Source organism: Leminorella grimontii ATCC 33999 = DSM 5078 (assembly GCF_000439085.1).
GTDB classification, from domain to species: Bacteria; Pseudomonadota; Gammaproteobacteria; order Enterobacterales; family Enterobacteriaceae; genus Leminorella; species Leminorella grimontii.
On sequence record NZ_KE392227.1, the window covers coordinates 127,362 to 147,002 of the forward strand.

Here is a 19,641-nt window from a genome sequence, read left to right on the forward strand (position 1 = left end):
TGTTTAGTTACGTACGATCGGTTATGGGGGCGGCGGCCGGTACTTTCAAGCGCTGCCCAACCCAAATGCCTTCTTTTTTCAATGCGTTTAACTCGATCAGCGTTTTCATCGGCACGCCGTAACGCTCCGCCAGCTGAGACAGCGTCTCACCACGCTTGACGACGTGAACCTTATGTTCGCCCGCCGCTTTTCCAACTGCGGCTTTTGCCGAAGGGCTTCCCGTACTCGCGCCGGACGCCTTATCGGTTTTCCCCGCGGGCGCCGCGGAATCTAACGGGTGGGAGACAAAATAGCTACGAACGCCCTTGTAGATAGCGTCCGCCAGCTTGTTTTGAAACTCGGCGCTGCCCAGCAGGCGCTCTTCGCCGGTATTCGAGATAAAGCCGGTTTCAATCAGCAGCGAGGGGATGTCCGGCGAGCGCAAAACGCCCAAGCTTGCGTGCTCCGGCGTACGCTTGTGCAACGCGCCGATGCGCCTCATCTCGGAAAGCACTTTAACCGCCACGTCATAACCCACGCGCTGCGAATGGCCGAACTGCAGATCCAGCACCGCTTCGCTCAGATAGGGGTTGGACTCGCTGTTCGCCAGCACGTCGCCCGCGCCGCCCAGCAGTTCGGACTGCTTCTCATGCTGCTCCAGCCAACGCCCCATTTCCGTGCTGGCGCGGCGGTTGGACAGCACCCACACCGATGCGCCGGTGGCGCTGCGGTTCGGCGCGGCGTCTGCGTGAATGGAGACCAGCAGGTTGGCGTTTTTATTTCTCGCCACGTCGGAACGCCCCATGACGGAGATGAAGTAGTCGCCGTCGCGCGTCAGCACGGCCTTAAAGTCGGGATCTTTATCAAACAACGCCTTGAGCCTGCGAGCCACCGACAGCGTGACCGTTTTCTCCTGCAGTCCATTAAGGCCTACCGCGCCGGAATCTTTACCACCGTGTCCAGCATCAATGGCAATCACCACTTGAGAACCGCCGGTTCGCTTGGCTGACGTAACGCGCGGCGCGGCGGTCTCAGTCGTCGCTGCATGAACGGGCGGCGCCGACGCCTCAAACGGGTTCTTGCCGCCGATCGCCCCGGATTTTTTCACCGAGCCTGACGCGCTCTGGCCGGTATTTTTGGCATTTGCCGCATTCTTTGCGCCAGTTTGTCCGTCGGCCTGAAGGGTAAACACCACCTGATGTTGATTTCCCTGCTTGCGGGTGTTGGCCTTTACCGTCGCGCTCTGCTTGAGCTCGAACACCAGTTGGATGCTGTCGGCATCCCTCGGCGTGCCTGACGCAATGCGGTTAACGAGATTCTGCCCGCTGAACTTCAGCGGCAGCCCCTGCACCGCACGCCCGCTCTGTCTGACGTCAATCACGACGCGAGGAGGACTTTTTTGGCTTGAAAACGCATAAACGGGCTGGCTGTCAAAGGCCAGCGTGACCTTCGCCTCTTTCGCGCTGTTGTTTACCTGCACGTCAATCAGCGATGCGGCCAGCGCAGGCCCGGCCAACAGCAGCCAGAACAGCGCGCTTAAGGTTATCCAGATTCTTCTCATTTTCCGACGTTCCCTGTGATTGCCGTACGCAATGTCGCTCATGACGCTATTCATGCCATGCCTGCGCCAGGCGAGTAAGCATCGCCTCGCCCCGTTCACTTCCCGCCGACAGCGTGACGCGACGCCCTTCGCCCTCATAGCTGAATGCAAGCGCAACGTCCGCGCCGGAAAAGACGCCTTCGCCTTTTTCAGGCCACTCTACCAGGCACAGGCTGTCGTCCTGGAAGTAATCGCGTATGCCCATAAACTCCAGCTCTTCCGGCGAAGCCAGGCGATACAGGTCAAAATGGTAAACGTTAACGTCGCCGAGCCGATAGGGCTCAACGATGGTATAGGTTGGGCTTTTCACATTGCCCTGATGGCCCAGCGCGCGCAGAAAGCCGCGGCTGAAGGTCGTTTTCCCCGCCCCCAAATCGCCGGACAGATAAAATACGCCCGCGCGTCCGCACGCGTTTGCAAGCGCCGCACCAAGCGCGACGGTTGCGGCCTCATCGGCCAGTTCGAGTACCAGTTCTTTCATTACGTCTCTTCGGTTACGCTTCTTTCTATTACGTTCGATGGTTAACTTTTATAATGGGTTGACCAGCTTAGGAATTTCTGACAGCAGATCGGTGGCGATGGTTCCCCGCTGCCCCTGTTTTCTGGCAATCCCATCTCCTGCCGCGCCGTGGATAACCGCGCCCGCGCAGGCCGCGTCAAACGGCGTAAGCCCCTGCCCCAGCAGGCTGGCGATAATGCCGGTTAAAAGGTCGCCCATGCCGCCGGAAGCCATACCGGCGTTGCCAACGTCGGCAATCGCGACTCTGCCCTCGCCGTCGGCAATAACGGTGCCAGCCCCTTTCAATACCGCCACGCCGCCAAAGCGCTCCGCCAGTCGGCAAGCGGCTTTGATGCGATCGCGCTCCACGCTTTCAACGTTACACTGCAAGAGTCTGGCGGCTTCTCCCGGATGGGGCGTGATGACCCGCCGCGCCTGGACATTCGGATTGATGGCCAGCAGGTTTAACGCATCTGCGTCCCAAACCGCTATCTTATCATCAGCGGAGATCCGCTCCAACGCTTCCTGCGCCCACGGCGACTGCCCTAATCCCGGCCCAACAGCAACCACGTTCGCCCAGGTCAGGCCTTCAATCAGGCTTTTTTCATCAAGCGCCTGCGCCATCAGCTCCGGCCGGGCCGACAGAATCGGCGCGACGTGCTGCCTTCGAGTTAACACTTTAACCAGCCCCGCGCCGGTACGAAGCGCCGCTTCGCCCGCCATTCGCACCGCGCCGCCCATGCCTGCGTCGCCGCCAACCACCAGCAGCCGACCGTGCTCGCCCTTATGGGAACAGGGGCGGCGCGGCGTTAGCCAGCGGGCGATGCTTTCTGCCGTAAGGCGCTCAATTTGCGGCTTTTGCTGTGAAAGCCAGCCCGATATCCCCAGCGAAGCATAGTGCAGTTCGCCGACGAAGTCTCGCGCCCGCCCGGTCAAAAGCCCGGATTTAAGCGCCACGAACGTCAGGGTGTGCCGCGCACAAATCGTATCCCCTGCCGCATCCCCGGTATCGGCATTCAGCCCTGAGGGAATGTCTAATGAAACGATAGGCGCAGCGCTCGCGTTTGCCGCACGAATTAGGGAAGCATAGGGCTCCTTCGGCTCGCCCTGAACGCCGTTACCCAGCAGCCCGTCGACGATCAGGTCGCACTGCGAGGGCCACGCCGCGTCATAGGAAAGAACTTGTCCGTAATTGTTTACCCAGTGCTCTCTGGCGCGCTTCGCCTCATCCGGCAAACGCTGTTCGGGGCCTCCGCCGATAACCGTCACCTCCATGCCGTATTGCCGAGCAAAGCGCGCAACGACGTAGGCATCGCCGCCGTTATTGCCGTGGCCGCAGAGAACCAGCCAGCGGCGGGCGTCGGGGTAAAGCCTGCGGCATAGCCCAAACGCGGCTTCTCCCGCATTTTCCATCAGTTGATAAAGCGAAAGGCCGTGATAGCGTGCGCCCACTTTCTCATTTTCCCGCACCCATTCGGCGCTGAAAACAGAATGTGGTAGACTCATTCCGTGTCGTTTTTGCTGATGGTCTGTCATGTCACTCCCTCTCGATTTCAATCAATTAGCCCAACATATCAAGCAATGGGGGCAAGAACTAGGCTTTCAGCAGGTCGGGATCTCCGATACCGATCTCCGCGCCGAAGAGCCGAAGCTACAGGCGTGGCTCGACAACCAGTACCACGGCGATATGTCGTGGATGGCGCGTTACGGCATGTTGCGTGCGCGCCCGCACGAACTGCAGCCCGGCACGCTTCGCGTTATCAGCGTGCGAATGAACTATTTACCCTCTGACGCCGCCTTCGCCAGTTCGCTCGATAATCCCGAGGAAGGCTATATCAGCAGATATGCGCTGGGCCGCGACTATCATAAAGTATTACGCCAGCGCTTAAAAAAGCTGGGTGAAAAAATTCAGCAACACTGCGGCGAGCTTAGCTTTCGTCCCTTTGTCGACTCCGCGCCGATCCTTGAGCGTCCGCTGGCGGCCAAGGCTGGCCTGGGTTGGACAGGTAAGCACTCACTCATCATTAACCGCAGCCAGGGCTCTTGGTTTTTCTTGGGCGAGCTGCTGGTTGATATTCCTCTGCCCGTTGACGTACCGGTTGAAGAAGAGTGTGGCCGCTGCGTCGCGTGTATGACGCTCTGCCCGACCGGCGCCATCGTTGAGCCCTACGTCGTCGACGCCCGCCGCTGCATCTCCTACCTGACCATTGAACATGAGGGCGCGATCCCACTGGAACTGCGGCCGCTGATGGGCAACCGCATTTACGGCTGCGACGACTGCCAGCTGGCGTGCCCGTGGAACCGCTTTGCCCCTTTGACCGACGAAGCGGACTTTTATCCTAAAGCCGCGCTATACCGAACGCCGCTGCTCAAGCTTTACGCCTGGGACGAAGCCGAGTTTTTAGCCCAAACGGAAGGCTCCCCCATTCGGCGCATTGGCTATTTTCGCTGGCTGAGAAACATAACGGTGGCCTTGGGCAACGCCCCTTACCGCGAGGAGATCGTGGCAGCCTTGCGCGGACGTAAAGGGCTTTTTCCTCTGTTGGATGAGCATATAGGCTGGGCTCTCGAACAACAGGCAAAACGCACGGACGGGCAACCCGTTGAAATTAAAACGTCCAAACGGATGCGCCTTATTCGTTCTATCGAAAAAGGCTTACCTCGCGATGCCTGACAGTAGATTATGTACTGAAGGCGCTAAACGGCAGGATATTTTTCGCTCACCTTCGCGCTGTGCATAAAAAAATCGAAAGCGGCCGTTATCCCCACCTCAAAAAACCATAAAAATTATAGGCTTTCTTTTCTGCTATTAAAAATAGTTTATTTTTCAAATAATAAAATAATGTCATCAATCTAACTATTGGAAAGCGCGTTTTCCCATCAAAACGACCAAGCTGTGGATAAGTCTGTTGATAGCATGATGAAAATAGACGCGACGCCGGTCTCTCCAAGCGTCAACAAAACGCCGGTCAAACCGGGAAAATGTACCTTTACAGGACAATACTCCGCCTCAAAAACTGTCAGTGGTCGAAAAACCACCGCCGCCGGAAGACGACGACGTTCTGCTTCCGCCTCCGCCGAACGAAGAAGATCCACTTGACGACGAACTGCTTGAAGAAGAATAGCTTCGTGATGATGATGAAGAAGATGAAGAATACGACGAGCGCCTTGAACTCGACGATGACGACGAACTTCCCGAACTGCTGGGAGCGGGCGTATATCTGACGCTTTTCAAAATCTCAAGCAGGTGACGCGACCCAAACTGGTTTAGAACAATAGCGTCGATAAGGTTCTGTACCTGTGAACGCTTGACGTCATAGTGGTAACGGACGCTGTTTAAATCGCTTGTGGCATAGCGCCTGGCAAGACTGTGCATACGCTCATACTGCGCGTTCATCTCCTCCCACTGGGGCTGTTCTGACTGAAGCTCGCCTTCAAGAGAGGCTACCTGCATCTTGTTCTCTCGCAGTTGTTCAAACAGGCGGTCATCCTGCGGGGATTCGGTTTTCAGCACCATCTCGTTGAGCTGCTTTAGCGGCAGCGTGCGCATGACTTCCGCCGTTTTCTCAGCAATAGACGCAAACAGCGGGCTTTCACCGACGATGCTGTCGCGCAGAAGGCCGTGCAGCCGTGCAATATCTCCTTGCCGCGCCTCGATGGTCGCGGCAAGCTTAGCCTGTTCCGCCAACAGCGGCGTCAGACCAACTCGGTCGGCCGCGCCGTCGACGATGGCTTTGTGCTGGGCCGACAGGGCGTCAACTTTAGGTCCGATCTCCTCCCTGCGGGAAGTGACCTCCTGCGCCATCGCCTGCAGCGTTCGATAGTTGCGCAGGTTCTTCGGAAAATCTATCTGGCGCGCCAACCAGCTGTCCAGATGACGGAAAATCCACTTTCCCCGATAGTCGCTCTCGCCAAACCGCCGCGCCATCAGGTATTCAAACGCCTGATTGGCCCGATATCCAGCGATCTTCTCCTCTACTTCCCGGTGAATATCCTGCTCCAGTTGCTCAACGGTGCGGCGCTGCTCGGTCAGCTCGGCAAAGCGGGCGTCGAGCTCGACAAACGCCGCATCCTGCTCTAAAAGCGCGGACTTTTTGGCTTCGTACTCATCAATCTCTTTGGATAAAGCATCCCGCCGCTGCGTCTCTTGTTCCAGCGTCTGCTTTTGCACCGACAGCTTCTGGTTGATTTCCGCCATCATGTTTTTCAACTGGCGCTGCAACGTATCGATCTGCGCCACGTTTTTAAGATCGGGGCTTTCCAGCAGCAGCACTTTTGCCATTTGCTGGTAGATCTCCAGCTGCGTCTTCTTCAGCTCTATCAGCCGCTGGCGAAAGGAAGTCATGCGTTCGTTAAACGCAGAAAGCTGGCTTTCGATCGCTCTCTCGCTGTCAGATAAAATTCGGGAAATATCGGATGCTTTCACGACTTACCACTCCATGATGATGCTGCCGCTGGTCGAACGGGAATAGCTGAAGTTGAGGCGACCGGCGGACTTCTGCCCCACCTGTTTTTTCTGAATGCGGCCGTCGTCCAGCTTGTCGTTTTTTACGCGGTTATAGTCGTTTTGAGAAACCTGCAGGCCAAACGTGGAAACTCGCCGAGTCTGGCCGGTTTCCGCATCGGTCAGCCACAGCCGGAAGGGCTGGCCGCTCGGCGTCAGCGCCTCGACGATGACGTACCAGGTTTTACCGCCGCTGTCGTCGTAGGTTCTTTCCACGCCGGACTTTTCCCCCACTCTGTCGACAATCGTCAACGTCAGATTTAGGGGCGCCAGTTCGGCAAAATAGTTGAGGTGTTCAAGGGAGCGCTTGGCCGAGGTCAAATCAAACTGCGCCAGCGCGCGCTGGAGATCGTCATTAACGCTTTGTGCAACGCTCCGCTCCTGTGCGGAGGGCACCAGCCGGGTCAGCAGGCTTATGCTTTCCTCGGCCTGCTTCGAGATGCTTTGCGCTTCCTGCGCCAGACGATAAGCGGACTCCAGCGTTTTTAAGCTTTCAATCCCCTTTTCCGCGCCCTGCGAAACGGACGCCACCGCCTGCTCGAACGCCTGGCGCAAAGGCGCATAGCTGCGTGACAGAGTTTCAAAACCGCTGCCGTCCGCAATCTGCTGCAGGCGCCTGTCGACGTCGGCCAGAGCCTGGTACTGGGCCAGATTCTGCTCTATGCCCTGAACGTCCGACTGCGTCGAACGGAAGATGTCGCCGAGCGCCTGTTTCTGTTTACTGATGTCAGGATAGAAATAGCTGCTTAAATCGGCCGTTCGCGCGAAGGCTTTCCCCTTATCCGCCGCCTTTTCCGCCAGCGCAATGCCGGACGCCTTCAGCGACTCACCGCGATCGGCGGCATAGCGCAACCCGCTGCCGTTTAGCGTCAATAGCTCATTGCGATAGTCGCTGGCCTTCTTCAGCAGGGACTGCTCTATCTGCTGCTGTTTGGCAATAAGGTTCTTCGTCATCTTAACGGCGATAAGGTTAGCCGACAGCAGCCCGCCCACCGTCACCACCAGGCAGAAAAAGACCGTAAGCACTCGCTTACGCTTCAGATAGAGCCTAGCTAAAAGCCGCTGGTGCCATGCCGGCTTCGGCATGTGGAAACGAAGCCGGTCGGAAAACCATTCGTCGACGCCCTGTTCAATCAGCGCGTCCTGAACGTCGATACCCTTGGCGCGATAGTATTCCCGAATACGCTGCGCCAGCTTTTGGCGCAGCGCGATAGGGTTGAGCAGCTCGTCCAGCGCCGTTTGCTGCTGGTAAAGCTCATCGATAATCGCCATGGCGCCCAGCTGGTCGCTGAGCTTTATCTCACTCATTCAACGGCGGCCTTCAGCACCATGTCAGAGAAGCGGCGCTTGCCGTCTTCGACGATAGACTGCAGCTCTTTGGCGTTGTTTTCCGACTCGGCGCGCAGCTCGTCAATCAGCTGATAGCTGGACTCCTGGAAGTTAACGATGGCGTTAACCAGTGAACGGATGGAATCGGCCTTGATGGTCGAGCCATAGCCGGCGCGCAGGCCCGCGTCCAGATGCTTGTTGCCCGCTTCGGCGATAGTCTGTAAGCCCTTGTTGATGCCGTCCTTCATCGCTTCCAGCGTTTTGGTGCTTTCCGTCAGGCCGCTCAGCGACGTCATGGATGCAGACAGCGCGGTGAAGACGATTTCGTTGGTGGAGAAAAACACCATGCTCTGGCGGTAAACCCGCTCTTTTACCGAGGAGGTCTGCTGCAGGCGGGCGAACACGGCTTCTGCCGAGTTATAGGCCACCAGCAGGTTGTCGGCCAGATCTTTGACGATTTGATAGCGCTCGTCCTCTTCCTGCATCTGGCGCAGCGCTTCGTCGCGCACCAGCTCCAGACGGCCAAGCTCGGCGGAATCGGTGGTGGTGGCCTGCTCACGAGCTTCGTGCGCATCCTTCAGGCGCTGCTTGCAGGCCTCCAGGCTTTGCTCCGCCAGCTTGAGCAGCTCCTGAGCGTCAATCTCCGCCTGCTTGAGGCCGAAGCGATAGTCCTGATAGGCGTCGAGGATGGTTTGCTCGCGGTTAATCTGTTCCGACGCCGCTTTCGCCACGTCCAGATAGGTTTCTTTGATCTTGTTGAAGCGATCGGGGATGGAGCCGCGCACCAGCACCATCCAGCCGTTTTTAACGCGTTCAATCAGGTCCAGCTTGCCGTCGTCCAGCCACTTCACCATCTCCTGCGAGTCGGTGCGGATGGAGTCAAAGGCAGACACGATTTTCCCCTGGCGGTTGGCGACGTCCATGCCGGTGATATTTTCACGCACGATGGCGTTAAACGCGCTCTGCTGCTGCAGCGTGCGGGCAATAGCCACCACGCGGGTGTTGTCCAGATTGGAGATGGCGTCCAGCAGCGTCATGACCGGCGCATCGGGCTCGCTTGCCACAATAATGCCCAGTCTTTTCAATTTTTGAACGGCGCGATCCGTGTATGAAACCAGAGAGGTAGAAGTCATTAAGTTATCCTTGCCCATGTACGGTGGTAAATACGACGGTTGCCGCATTCAACTCGCGCCTTTTTGCGTTTATTTAGGGGCAGCGCGGCGCGCAAACGGTAGCTTCCCCAGGCGGTGAAGTTATACCATTCCTGACAGAGGATTCCAAGACGACCATATCTATCCGTTAAGCACAACATATTGAATATTATATTTATTTAGGTTTATTCTATTTTCCATATTCAGCAGGAGAACCATTCATGAAGCTCCCAAGCGTTAGCCACCTCCTGTCGATAGACGTCGACTCACTCTGCGCAGGTCCCTTTCCACCCTGCGGATTCCTCCCCCTTGCCGATGCGGAGCTTGGCAACGGCGACTGCTTTGGGTTGTATTGGCCGCTGGGGCAAGAAAACAAAGATCCCATCGTGTGCGAGCTCTACCACGACGAATGGCGCATCGTCCCCACCTTTTCCAGCGCGGAAAAGTTTATTGAATGGCTGGAGGTCAACGACTATGAGCCTTATGAGAACGGCCTTGGCGTTAAAGACGATGGCTTCGCCGCTGCGCTTTTTAGCCTTGCGCGCGAACGCCTGTCCTCAGGAAGATTAGACGACGCCCTGCCTCTGCTGGTTAGCGCGAGCGAACGGCTGTCGGAAGTCAGTGAGTATTGGCTAGCCTTGGCCGGGCAGCATCGCCGACGTAAAGAGCCGGAGGCAGCCGCCAATGCTGCGCTTAGCGCCTATCTCGGCAACTGGGCCTTCGGCGCGCCGGACGCAAAGGTCATCCACCTGCTCGCCCAGGCCGCCAACCTGCCTTCGTTTAAGACCGACCCCGTTATTCAGCGGGTCGCGGCCGGAAGCCTGGATCTGAACTACGGCGGCGTAAAAGAAAACGCCAACTACCCGCTGATGCAGGAATGCATTGACGACTACCTCTCGCAGGGAAAGCCGCTTTTAGCCTTAAGGCTATTACACAACTACGCCTACGCCATGTATGGCGAAACTACTGCGTTTCAGGAACGCTACGGCTTTGATTTAGCCGAGTGGCAAACAAAATTTGGCAAGCTGTGCCTGAAGCATCTGAATGATGCTCGAAGCAACGTGGAATAAAACGTATACTTACGTGTGCATCATCAAAAGCAGGAAGCTTTATCATGAAAAAAAACGGATTCATTTCGCTGATCTTCTCGCTGTTTTCGCTTCTTCCGCTCAACGGGCAGGCGGCGTTCAACTATGACGCCACGATCCACCTTGATGCGGAAGATCTTGCCGAAGCAGGAATAAAAGAAATCTATGAAAAAGGCGTGCTTCCCCAACTGCGCCTGTACGTTGAACATCCCGCTAGCATCGAAGAAATTCTGGATAACGATAACGGCAGCTACAGCGTCGTCGCGAACGGAAAGCAGTATGACATTTATGGCGTACAAATAGAGGAATACGACTCTTGGGGTTATGCCACCTACTCGCTGTTCGATATCGTTAACCGCCAGCTCGCTTCGTCCGACAGGAAGTTTTACGCCTTTTATGCCGGCAATGACCTGAGCGGCATGTTTTTAACGGCGGAGGAATACCAACGCTGCGTTGACGATGTTATTCAAAAAAAGGCCGCTAAGTATAATCTTCCCTACTTTCCTACCATGGAAACGCCATGGTTTGGACAGCCTCATGACTAAGGTTTCTGAAATATGCACCGCTAGATACGGCGAGAAAGAGATGCGCCTGATTGAAGAAGGAGCGCTGGACGAGCTGGCGCAGCTGCTGGCTGGGAAGGATATGTCCGTCAAAGAAAGCCTTCTTCTGGCGCTCGATCGCTACCTCGATCCGTGGTTTGGCTACAACCTTCCCCAACAAAACGACATTTTCCGGCTGCTTGAAAAAGAACTTTGGAACGATGCAAACAACGAAGACGTGATGGAAGACCTCGTTATGCTGCTCGTTCAGTATTGCCCCTTTCCGTTGGATGCGTTGAAAGCGAACAGGGCGAAGGTGACAAGCCCTGAAGTGCTGAAAGAGATGGAAAGCCTGCTTGATACATGGAAATAAAGGCCGAACCGGCAGTCAATGAATCTTCGTTGCTAACATCCTTAATCAGTTGACGTCACCTTATAGTCAACAATAATATGTCACCACAAAGTGACATGTTATTAAGGATAGCTATGCATTCCCTTGAAAACGCTACGGCTCCTGTATCTCGCCGCGCCTGTATCCGCTTGCTTAGTGGAGGCCTTCTACTTATAGGGGGACTAACCTCTTTGGGATGCACTCGCCGGGTATCTTCAGAAACCGGAGCCAGTAACGCAGCCGCACTCCAACACGCCGATCCTCGCTACCGCTGGCTGATTGACGCCTCCCGAGCCCCTAGCCCACACAACATGCAGCCCTGGCTGGTCGACCTTAATGAAGCGCCGGACGTGATAACACTGTACGCCGACCGCCAGCGATTCCTGCCCGTTGTCGATCCAAAAGCAAGGCAGTCGATGATTGGTCTGGGTGCCTTTCTGGAACTACTGTACCTGTCCGCGCAGGCGGATAGCTACCGCTGCGAGGTATCGCTATTTCCACAGGGGGAAATGCTCGAACGTCCCGTTGCGAGAATCAACGTCATACCACATTCGCAAAACGTTTTTTCAGACGACCTCTATCGCTACGTTCACCGGCGCCACTCCAACCGGCAGGTCTATGACTCAACGCGCTTATTAGCGCAGTCCGATTTGGATGCGTTAACGCGAGCAGCTACCTGCCACGGCGTACTGACGCAGGGCAGCCTCCAGCCCGACACTGTGGCGCGAGTCAGCGCCAGAGCCGCGGCGGCGTGGGTTGCAGAACTTCACGACGAGGCGTTGGTGATGGAAACGCTGCACGTCACGCGGATAGGCGCATGCGAAATTGAGTCCTTCCGCGACGGCATTGCGGTACAAGGATTTATCCCTGAGCTGATGTCGTCCGTCGGCCTATTTCCGCGCGATCGCATGCCGGATAAAAACTCTGTTATCATGCAAAACATGTCGGCGATGGGAGAGGCTCAAGCAAACAGCGCCGCAGCTTGGGTTTGGGTTACGACTGAAGGGAACGACCGTTCGCAGCAGGTTGCGGCGGGCAGAGCGTACGTACGTCTACATCTTGCCGCAGCGCGGCTGAATGTTGCGCTACACCCTATGTCACAGGCGCTAGAGCCCTATTCTCCCCACTATCAAGGACTGTACGAAGATTTAGCGGTGCTGAGGGAAAGTCGTACCATACAGATGATCGCCCGATTGGGTTATACAGCGGCAGAAACAGAGCCCCCTTCTCTACGGCGCAGCGTCGACTCGTTTCTCACAGAGAGTACTTAAATGACAAAAACAACCGTCACCGATAAAGAGCCCAAGCCCACGCAGCGGTATCGCGACCGCAAACAGACTGAAGCCGCTATTTTAGAGGCCGTAAGCCGCCTATTGGCCCGTGACGGTTATAACAGCCTAGGTATCAATGCGATCTCCCGAGAGGCGGGCGTGGATAAAGTTCTCATTTATCGCTACTTCGGCGGGCTACCCGAGGTATTAAAGGCGTTCGGCTCGTCCGCTGGCTTCTGGCCGTCCGTCGACGAGCTGTTTGGCGAACAGGATTTACAGGCACTGCCCATAGATAAACGCCTTCAGCTGTTTATCGATCGCGTGATTGACGCTTTGCGCAGCCGACCGCTCACGTTAGAAATTCTGGCGATGGAAATCGGCGCGCCGAACGCCTTGACTGATATTCTAAACACGACTCGAGAGCGGTGGGGACAGGAAATCGCCTATCTGCTGGCCGCCGGTTACAGCGGCAGCGTTGAGCGACTTAATATCATCATGACAGTGCTATTTGCCGGCCTTCAGCACTTGATGATACGAGCGCGGAATACCGAGGTTTTTAGCGGTATCCACATTCGGGAAGACGACGGCTGGCAGGCGATTAAGCGGGATCTTTTTTGGCTGTGTAGTCGGATGGCTGAGGGGGAATAGCCATACGTAAACGACATCGCGCCTCGCTGCTACGAGATTAAGCCAAAATAAGCGTATTACTGATATCTAAGCCGCTATAGGGAAATAAGCGCAAATGAAAAAACCGCTCAACAATGAACGCCACGGCGCCGTGGCAACCTCCTCGCCTGAATGGAGAAATCGGTAAATGCGGTTACGCTATTCCATTTTCTCACTCCTGTTCTTATTTTCGCAGGCAGGCCATAGCTACGCGCAGGAAGACCCTCGCGCCTTTGACACTCTTCAAGCATGGTACGACGTTAACAGCGAAGCCAAAAAATTCCTGCGCGAAGAGACTGAACGGACGCGCGTCAAAAGGCGAGGCCTCGAACCCAATATGGACATTGTCAGCTCAGGGTGCGCAGTTCCCTTAACGTCCGACTGGGCCCCCAGAGACCGAGGATTAGGTGAATATACGGTGGTGGTGAGCTGCGCCCAGGCGGCTAATCCATCCAATAGAAAAGGATGGTCTGTCACCATACCAACCGTACCGATGGAAAACATCGAAATCGTGCGCGTTGGAAAACCGGTCTATACCGCCGAGCAGGATGACACAGGTTTCATTAGCGCCTGTCGGGAATGGAGCCTCAGCGCGAAGCAGGTTAAAACCCTGTTCGAATCCAGCGAACGATACGCTACATCGCAAGTACCAATGGACACATTCTACTGGCTGCCGTGCGAAATTCGGGGAGCGCTTAAAAGCGACGGCATAGAATGGAACTTTGTCATCAATGCCGCCGCGACGGCCGTCTGGTATCGAGGCAAAAAGAAGATCTACTGGGGGTGTAAGGAAAGAGAGTGCAGTTCGCTGTTCCTGCTGACGTACGACGGAATGAGCGCTAATGCGCTGGAATAGGTAGAGTTTCTTTTACTATTTGCGTTGAGTACATTTATGTTCAGACCATCAAGACTAGCGCTATTTACCGTCATTTTTCTGCTCGTTTGGACCTTTTCCTGCGTTATTACGGGTGCATTTCTTTTACCCGGAAATGAGGGGTGGTGGCACACGCTGCTGCTGTTTCCCGGCGTGATTGCACTTTTGCCGTTTTGCATTTCAACCAAAGAAGTCCGATTGCAGTGGGCGGCATTCCTGATCTCCGCCGCTGTTATCGCACTGTTTAACCTCTGGCCGCTAGCGGAGGGGAATAAAACGCTGCTGGCCTTTATGGAGATAGGCGTATTTTTCTTTCTGCTGTCTCGCTCATTCAAGCGTGAGCAAAAATTCCCGATGAGAGCCCTGTTAGCATGTAGCCTCGGCGCGTTTTGCGCCTTCTTTTTCGGTATAGGGCAACAGTGGCATATCGAACGCCTTTTCCATCAGGCGAATATCTGTATTGTCGACGGAGGCGGAGGCTGTGGCTCCACCTGCTATCAGTATATCGATGTCAAAAGATGCGACAGCGGTGAGGTCGCTCTCTACGACCTGTTTCATGGCGTAGAGCAGGCGACGATAAAGTACGGCTATGAGCGCGGTCAGCCTGGGGTTTACCTGAGCGATGGGATATCTGGGGAAAAATACCTGTTACGCGACGGAGAGCTTGAACGAAATTAGCTCTCCTCGCGAGGATATAACTCGCAACTTCTAACGGCTCTCAACGATTTCCCATCTCCTCATCTTGCGGAGATGGGAAATCTTCGAGTCATCATAATAATTTTCGCTTTCCGCTAATAGGTGACCATTCTCTAACTTCAACATTAAATGGATATCTTTAACTATCCGATTCTACGTACTATCGACTCTTGCTGAGTATTGACCTTAATGTACTCCTGACATGAATAACTTACTGCTTCATGGCTATCAGTAGGCAACCCATGGACCTAATCACATTCAAGCTGATTTTACCCCCCTTCCTCATCCTGCTGGCAAGCCTGGCCGGGCGACGCTGGGGAGACGCCATCGAAGGATGGCTCGTGGGGCTGCCGCTCACGTCGGGCCCGGTTGCCGCCTTCCTCGCGCTTCAATATGGAACCGACTTTGCCGCCATAGCCTCCAACGGTTCACTGATTGGCACGGTGGCACAGGCGTGCTTTTGCCTTGGCTACGCCACGGTGGCGCGACGCGGCTGGGAGCTTGCTCTGATAGCGGGTATCGTTGCCTATGCCTGTTCAGCCCTTTTAGTTCAGGCGCTGCCGCTAACGCACTGGGGATTTTTTGCAGCGGCGCTCATTACCCTGACAGTATCGGCGCGGCTAATTCCCTTTCACAACCCGCTGCGCAATCCGATCGCTTCGCCGTGGTGGGACCTACCTGCCCGCATGACCATCGCTACCGTCATCGTCGTGACGCTAACCGCCGCCGCATCGTTCGTCGGCGCCCAAATGGCGGGCATACTCGCCAGCTTTCCGGTCTTCGCCTCCATTCTCGCCGTCTTTGCTCATCGAATGAGAGGCCCCGAAATGGCAATGCAGGTACTGCGCGGCATGGTGCTGTCCCTTTACGGCTTCGCGGCGTTTTTCTTTTTGATTGGGTTGATTATTGTTGAAGTGGGTACGCTTTACGCATTCATCATCGCGACGGTCAGCTCATTGTTGATGCAGTCGGGGGCGCTTTATTTTATTCGGAGAAAATTGCCCTATATTCGTTAGAAAAACACGATTAATTAACTTACAGTCAATAAACTAATCATTTTTAACTTTCACGCTAAATAATAATCACTGAATGCTCTATGCTGCATACTCATAGATAATCCTGTATTTCTACTATAGTCATTTCCCCAAAATATTTACTCATAAACTAAACCGATATAATATCAAAAGCTCCTGATATTACCTTATCGCTACAAGGAAGAAACATGCAAGCTTTCAATGGATTTAACCCGGCAGGTACGCCTTTTCACACCATCTCTTTTCAAGTCAATAAAGAACAGTTCAAAGAGATGATGATGAATATATACAATAACTCTATGTTCCACGGTAAAAAGCCTTTTATTATTGGGATATTATCTGTTATCGGCTTCTTCGCTCTTTATAATTTCGCCTACCATACCACCTGGGGGCAAATCGGATTAATCGTTTGCTGCTGCGGCGCATTAGGTTTGCTACTGGCGCCAATGTACTATTTCCCATCCAGCGCATTTAAAAAACAGGTAGAAAAGGATTACCTGTCTACTGATATGTCTCTTCCTTTTACCTATAAGTTTTATGAAGAAGGTATTGAAGTCAACTCGCCGGTAATGAATGGTCGTTTTGGATGGCGGGACATTCATATGGCATCAATCGAGCCTACCGGAGCGATTTTCGGTTTTATAAAAAACACGCCGAATGGAAAAGCCATTATAAAACAATATAAAGACTCCTATGCGAGTATCATTCTTCCCTTTATGTTTTTAGATAACCCGCAAGAAGAAATTCTGTTTTTTAAACAACTTTCCCAGGCAAACATCATTAAAATGACTTTTTCAAAGTCCGTTTAAAAAACTTTTCCCCATCAAGATAAAAGACCTTGCTGGGGAAAAAGTATGCCGCAACTAAACTATTGCGTTTGTTCAACACCCTGTAGTCCCTCTCATTATTTAGCACTACCGCCATCGCGACAGTCGGCTCTTTACTGATGCTGTCGAGAGCGTTCTATTTCATTCGACAGAAATGAGGAAAGGTCACTCCCTGAAAGTTTCTTTCCCAAATAGTAAGTAAAATCTTTATCTTTTGCGTATCGACCGTCCCGCAAAACTTCAAACGTTAGCGGATCGGCATCTGGTATTTTTTCTCCCTGACAGTATACTGCTTTTTTATCCTTAATATAGAATAAGCTAATATAGGTGATATTTTCCGGATTAAGCCCTTCTACTTTTTTATCCATAAAGTAAATGCCATTTTTATCCTTTAGCCAGTATGTGCCTACTACTTCAAACGTAGACGGATCTATTCCTACCAGCTTCTCTCCATCAAAATAAACAGCATTTTTATCTTTTATATACCGGTACTTTACGAACTTAAATGTTCCAGCATCTACTTCAACGATCTTATCGTTCATGAGAAAGACAGAGTTTTTATCTTTAGAATATTGATAGTTTACTATTTTAAAAGAGGCTTTATCGGCAGTTTCTATTTTTTTACCTTCATAATAGACGCCATTTTTGTCCCCTGCATACCAATAATCCATCATGATTTCAAAAGTATCCGGATCGGCACCTACTATTTTTGTTTCATTATGATACACAGAATTTTTATCTTTCGTATACCGATGCGATAGCGAGCTTGAACCACTGCTTCCGCGCACAACTTGAAATGATGCGGGATCGGATATCGCTGTTTTTTTATTATTATAATATATTCCATTTTTATCCCGAGTGTAATCACCATCAATTATTGAAAATGATTTTGGGTCAATACCATCTATCTTTTTATGGTGTAGATACACATAACTTTTATCTCTTGTATATTCATCATTTATTATCTCAAAGCTTTCTGGATCTATTCCTTCCAGCTTATCCTTATGCTGATAATAAATAGCATCTTTATCTTTAACATAGTGAAATGGCCTTATTACCGAAAAACAAATTGGACTTACTCCTTTTATTTCCTTCTCTCGAAAATAAACACCATTTTTATCTTTTGTATAATCAGAATCAATAACCTCAAATGTTTTTGCATCTAAATTATTTATCTTTACTGTATTTCGATAAACAAAATTTTTATCGCGCGTATAATTTGAATTCTCAATAAGTTCAAAGGAAGCAGGATCGACCCCATCCAATTTCTTACCATTGAAATAAACAAATTCATCACTTTTCCCATAATGCATATTCAAAATTTTAAAATCTTTTATACCATCCCCAAGAAGTATAACTTGATAAAGATTCTGCATAGGAACATAATAAACTCTATCATCTATTATGTGATAACCAAAACTTAGCGTCCCATGATTGATAGCCATTCCGTTTGTTTGCGTTGTTAGCTTCTCTGCATCTTTCTCATGTGCCAATAGTTGTTTATATCCTGCAAATAAAATAATAAATATAGTTAATATTATTTTCTTGAACATTGCGCTTACCACTCATAGAAAAATATAATACGCTCGTATTTATCTTGTATAAAATAGTTTCAGATACAGCTAAAGGCAACGGGGTTCAGTGTAGTCTCCCCAACCTTTAGTCCGTTCTATTGCCAATGAGAACCTCTGGCCAGCTCCATTCGATGAGGAAAAATAGAAGAGCTATTCTATTCCCGATAAATAAATTCAATAACCGCCTGTTCAAAGCGTTCAGGTTGATCAAACATAATAAAGTGAAAGCTATTATCAATACGTTTGAACTGAATATTTCTCACAGATCCATAGACATTGCGAAACAGCATATCAACATGGGATGCGGGAATGCCGAATAGAGGATCATAGGCATAGATTACATTGACCTTTGCCGTAATATACTCTAGCTCTGGGCGAAGATCGGTCGTCATTAGCTCATAAGTTGCATTGGCGACAGTTTCTCTGTCTGATTGAAGCGCCGCGGTAATGAGAGCAGGCTTTACCGCTTCAGTTTTAGTCAAACGAGCAATAGATTTCGCGTGAAATGCCTCGGCCTGCTCGGGGGGAGTCGCCATTAGCCTATTCTTAAACGCTAAAGCAGATGGCCTAACGTTTTCACTGGTCGCTCGGGGATTAAAATATAGGCTATAAAACGGCAGTGCATCGACAATGATTAAGCGCTCAACCCACTCAGGGTAACGCGCCCCTAGCACCAACGCCACTTCACCACCTAATGAATGACCAATAATGATAGGCGCTTTAATGTCATTTTTCTGAATATAATCAGCAATCGCATCTGCGGTTGGTACGATGACCTGCCCATCTGAATCGGTTGCCGCAGGCAATCCTGCAAATCCTGCAATTTGTATCTGATGGAGTCGATGGTTTTCCCGTAACCGATTCGCTAAGCTGCTCCATACTTCATGAGAGGACGCCAATCCGGGTATCAAAATAATATCTGAGCCTTGCCCTTCTGCTTTAACAAGCACGGGATCCTGCTTAATAAAAATAGCCCCGGAAAGCGTTTGATTAGCCAACGCCATTGGAGAATGAAAGCAAAGAATACCTATAACTAAAAATAGAATCCGTCTGAACATTAGTCGCCTCCTGCTTATATAATTACATCCACCATATATTTTAAATATTATAAAGGGAAGTTTTAATACGCAGTCATCACTCAATCTCATTGAGGCATAAATTTTTAGTCGCTCTCTTCTCTAAGAGTACAAGCGCGTCAGGACTTAAGATAAGACATTCACTGTGATGATAAACACCTAATTAACACCGACAAAGACAATATAATTAATGCGTGTTATAAAATTAACAAATTAAATTCGAAAAGGAAATCGAGGACAATACTAAAGGCAATGTAGAAACCGATACAAATCCCGCTATCAAATCAATCCGCCAAGAGTAAGGTATACCCCTTTAAATTTTATGCGCCTCCCGACACGCAGCTTGAACCAGATTCAAGCCGATGGCCATAAGGCACTAATGAGCACAACGCGACTAAAGACATATTGAAAATGAAGGGCTTTAAAACGCGCAGATACTATTGGAATACTGCAAAAAAGAAACTTGGAGCGGGAAACGAGGTTCGAACTCGCGACCTCAACCTTGGCAAGGTTGCGCTCTACCAACTGAGCTATTCCCGC

The 19,641-nt window shown here is 52.0% G+C and carries 18 protein-coding genes and 1 tRNA gene; 10 read left to right on the top strand and 9 right to left on the bottom strand.

Features of this window, described 5'->3' with window-relative positions; translation table 11 throughout:
- Window positions 1-7: 7 nt before the first annotated feature.
- Genes amiB through nnr form a run of 3 tightly spaced genes read right to left on the bottom strand, consistent with a single transcriptional unit; the run spans window position 8 to window position 3,614 of the window.
- Window positions 8-1,540, bottom strand: a complete 1,533-nt coding sequence (amiB, locus tag G544_RS21155) for an N-acetylmuramoyl-L-alanine amidase AmiB (RefSeq protein WP_134389211.1) — start codon at window positions 1,538-1,540, stop codon at window positions 8-10.
- 46 nt (window positions 1,541-1,586) lie between these two features.
- Complete coding sequence (gene tsaE / locus G544_RS0119455) at window positions 1,587-2,060, bottom strand: tRNA (adenosine(37)-N6)-threonylcarbamoyltransferase complex ATPase subunit type 1 TsaE (RefSeq protein WP_027276119.1); 474 nt, start codon at window positions 2,058-2,060, stop codon at window positions 1,587-1,589.
- A 48-nt stretch (window positions 2,061-2,108) separates the two neighbouring features.
- A complete protein-coding gene (nnr, locus tag G544_RS0119460) occupies window positions 2,109-3,614 on the bottom strand; it encodes a bifunctional ADP-dependent NAD(P)H-hydrate dehydratase/NAD(P)H-hydrate epimerase (protein WP_027276120.1) in 1,506 nt (501 codons plus the stop codon).
- Between nnr and queG the strand changes: the two genes are divergently transcribed.
- Entirely contained in the window at window positions 3,613-4,752 is a 1,140-nt protein-coding gene (queG, locus tag G544_RS0119465; protein WP_027276121.1) for a tRNA epoxyqueuosine(34) reductase QueG, read from the top strand. The genes nnr and queG overlap by 2 nt on opposite strands.
- Before the next feature lie 336 nt (window positions 4,753-5,088).
- On the opposite strand, the gene G544_RS0119470 is transcribed toward queG, so the two are convergent.
- Genes G544_RS0119470 through G544_RS0119480 form a run of 3 tightly spaced genes read right to left on the bottom strand, consistent with a single transcriptional unit; the run spans window position 5,089 to window position 9,044 of the window.
- Entirely contained in the window at window positions 5,089-6,504 is a 1,416-nt protein-coding gene (locus G544_RS0119470; protein ID WP_027276122.1) for a hypothetical protein, read from the bottom strand.
- A 3-nt stretch (window positions 6,505-6,507) separates the two neighbouring features.
- Entirely contained in the window at window positions 6,508-7,890 is a 1,383-nt protein-coding gene (locus tag G544_RS21465) for a DUF6384 family protein (RefSeq protein WP_027276123.1), read from the bottom strand.
- Entirely contained in the window at window positions 7,887-9,044 is a 1,158-nt protein-coding gene (locus G544_RS0119480) for a hypothetical protein (protein ID WP_036024684.1), read from the bottom strand. Before G544_RS0119480 ends, G544_RS21465 begins: the two co-directional genes overlap by 4 nt.
- A gap of 239 nt (window positions 9,045-9,283) precedes the next feature.
- On the opposite strand from G544_RS0119480, the gene G544_RS0119485 reads away from it, so the two are divergent.
- The 9 genes from G544_RS0119485 (at window position 9,284) to G544_RS0119525 (ending at window position 16,433) form a co-directional block, all read left to right on the top strand.
- Entirely contained in the window at window positions 9,284-10,132 is an 849-nt protein-coding gene (locus tag G544_RS0119485; RefSeq protein WP_027276125.1) for a hypothetical protein, read from the top strand.
- 44 nt (window positions 10,133-10,176) lie between these two features.
- A complete protein-coding gene (locus G544_RS21165; RefSeq protein ID WP_051155854.1) occupies window positions 10,177-10,695 on the top strand; it encodes a hypothetical protein in 519 nt (172 codons plus the stop codon).
- Entirely contained in the window at window positions 10,688-11,065 is a 378-nt protein-coding gene (locus G544_RS21170; protein WP_134389212.1) for a hypothetical protein, read from the top strand. Before G544_RS21165 ends, G544_RS21170 begins: the two co-directional genes overlap by 8 nt.
- Before the next feature lie 113 nt (window positions 11,066-11,178).
- On the top strand, window positions 11,179-12,354 hold the full coding sequence (locus G544_RS0119500; protein ID WP_027276126.1) for an Acg family FMN-binding oxidoreductase: 1,176 nt from the start codon (window positions 11,179-11,181) through the stop codon (window positions 12,352-12,354).
- Window positions 12,355-13,002 carry a TetR/AcrR family transcriptional regulator gene (locus G544_RS21175; RefSeq protein WP_051155856.1) on the top strand — a complete coding sequence of 216 codons (648 nt, stop codon included), beginning with the start codon at window positions 12,355-12,357 and terminating at the stop codon, window positions 13,000-13,002.
- Window positions 13,003-13,168: 166 nt separating this feature from the next.
- The gene (locus G544_RS0119510; protein WP_027276127.1) at window positions 13,169-13,876 is read left to right on the top strand and encodes a hypothetical protein; all 708 of its coding nucleotides are present in this window, start codon (window positions 13,169-13,171) and stop codon (window positions 13,874-13,876) included.
- Window positions 13,877-13,912: 36 nt separating this feature from the next.
- On the top strand, window positions 13,913-14,572 hold the full coding sequence (locus G544_RS0119515; RefSeq protein WP_027276128.1) for a hypothetical protein: 660 nt from the start codon (window positions 13,913-13,915) through the stop codon (window positions 14,570-14,572).
- Window positions 14,573-14,832: 260 nt separating this feature from the next.
- Window positions 14,833-15,606, top strand: coding sequence for a hypothetical protein (locus G544_RS0119520; protein ID WP_027276129.1), 774 nt, complete (start codon window positions 14,833-14,835; stop codon window positions 15,604-15,606).
- A 206-nt stretch (window positions 15,607-15,812) separates the two neighbouring features.
- On the top strand, window positions 15,813-16,433 hold the full coding sequence (locus G544_RS0119525; RefSeq protein WP_027276130.1) for a hypothetical protein: 621 nt from the start codon (window positions 15,813-15,815) through the stop codon (window positions 16,431-16,433).
- A gap of 131 nt (window positions 16,434-16,564) precedes the next feature.
- Here the strand turns inward: G544_RS0119525 and G544_RS0119530 are convergent, their stop codons facing one another.
- From G544_RS0119530 to G544_RS0119540, 3 genes are all read right to left on the bottom strand, one after another.
- Complete coding sequence (locus tag G544_RS0119530) at window positions 16,565-18,004, bottom strand: DKNYY domain-containing protein (RefSeq protein ID WP_027276131.1); 1,440 nt, start codon at window positions 18,002-18,004, stop codon at window positions 16,565-16,567.
- 176 nt (window positions 18,005-18,180) lie between these two features.
- A complete protein-coding gene (locus G544_RS0119535; protein ID WP_027276132.1) occupies window positions 18,181-19,083 on the bottom strand; it encodes an alpha/beta fold hydrolase in 903 nt (300 codons plus the stop codon).
- A gap of 482 nt (window positions 19,084-19,565) precedes the next feature.
- Window positions 19,566-19,641: transfer RNA gene (locus G544_RS0119540), tRNA-Gly, on the bottom strand.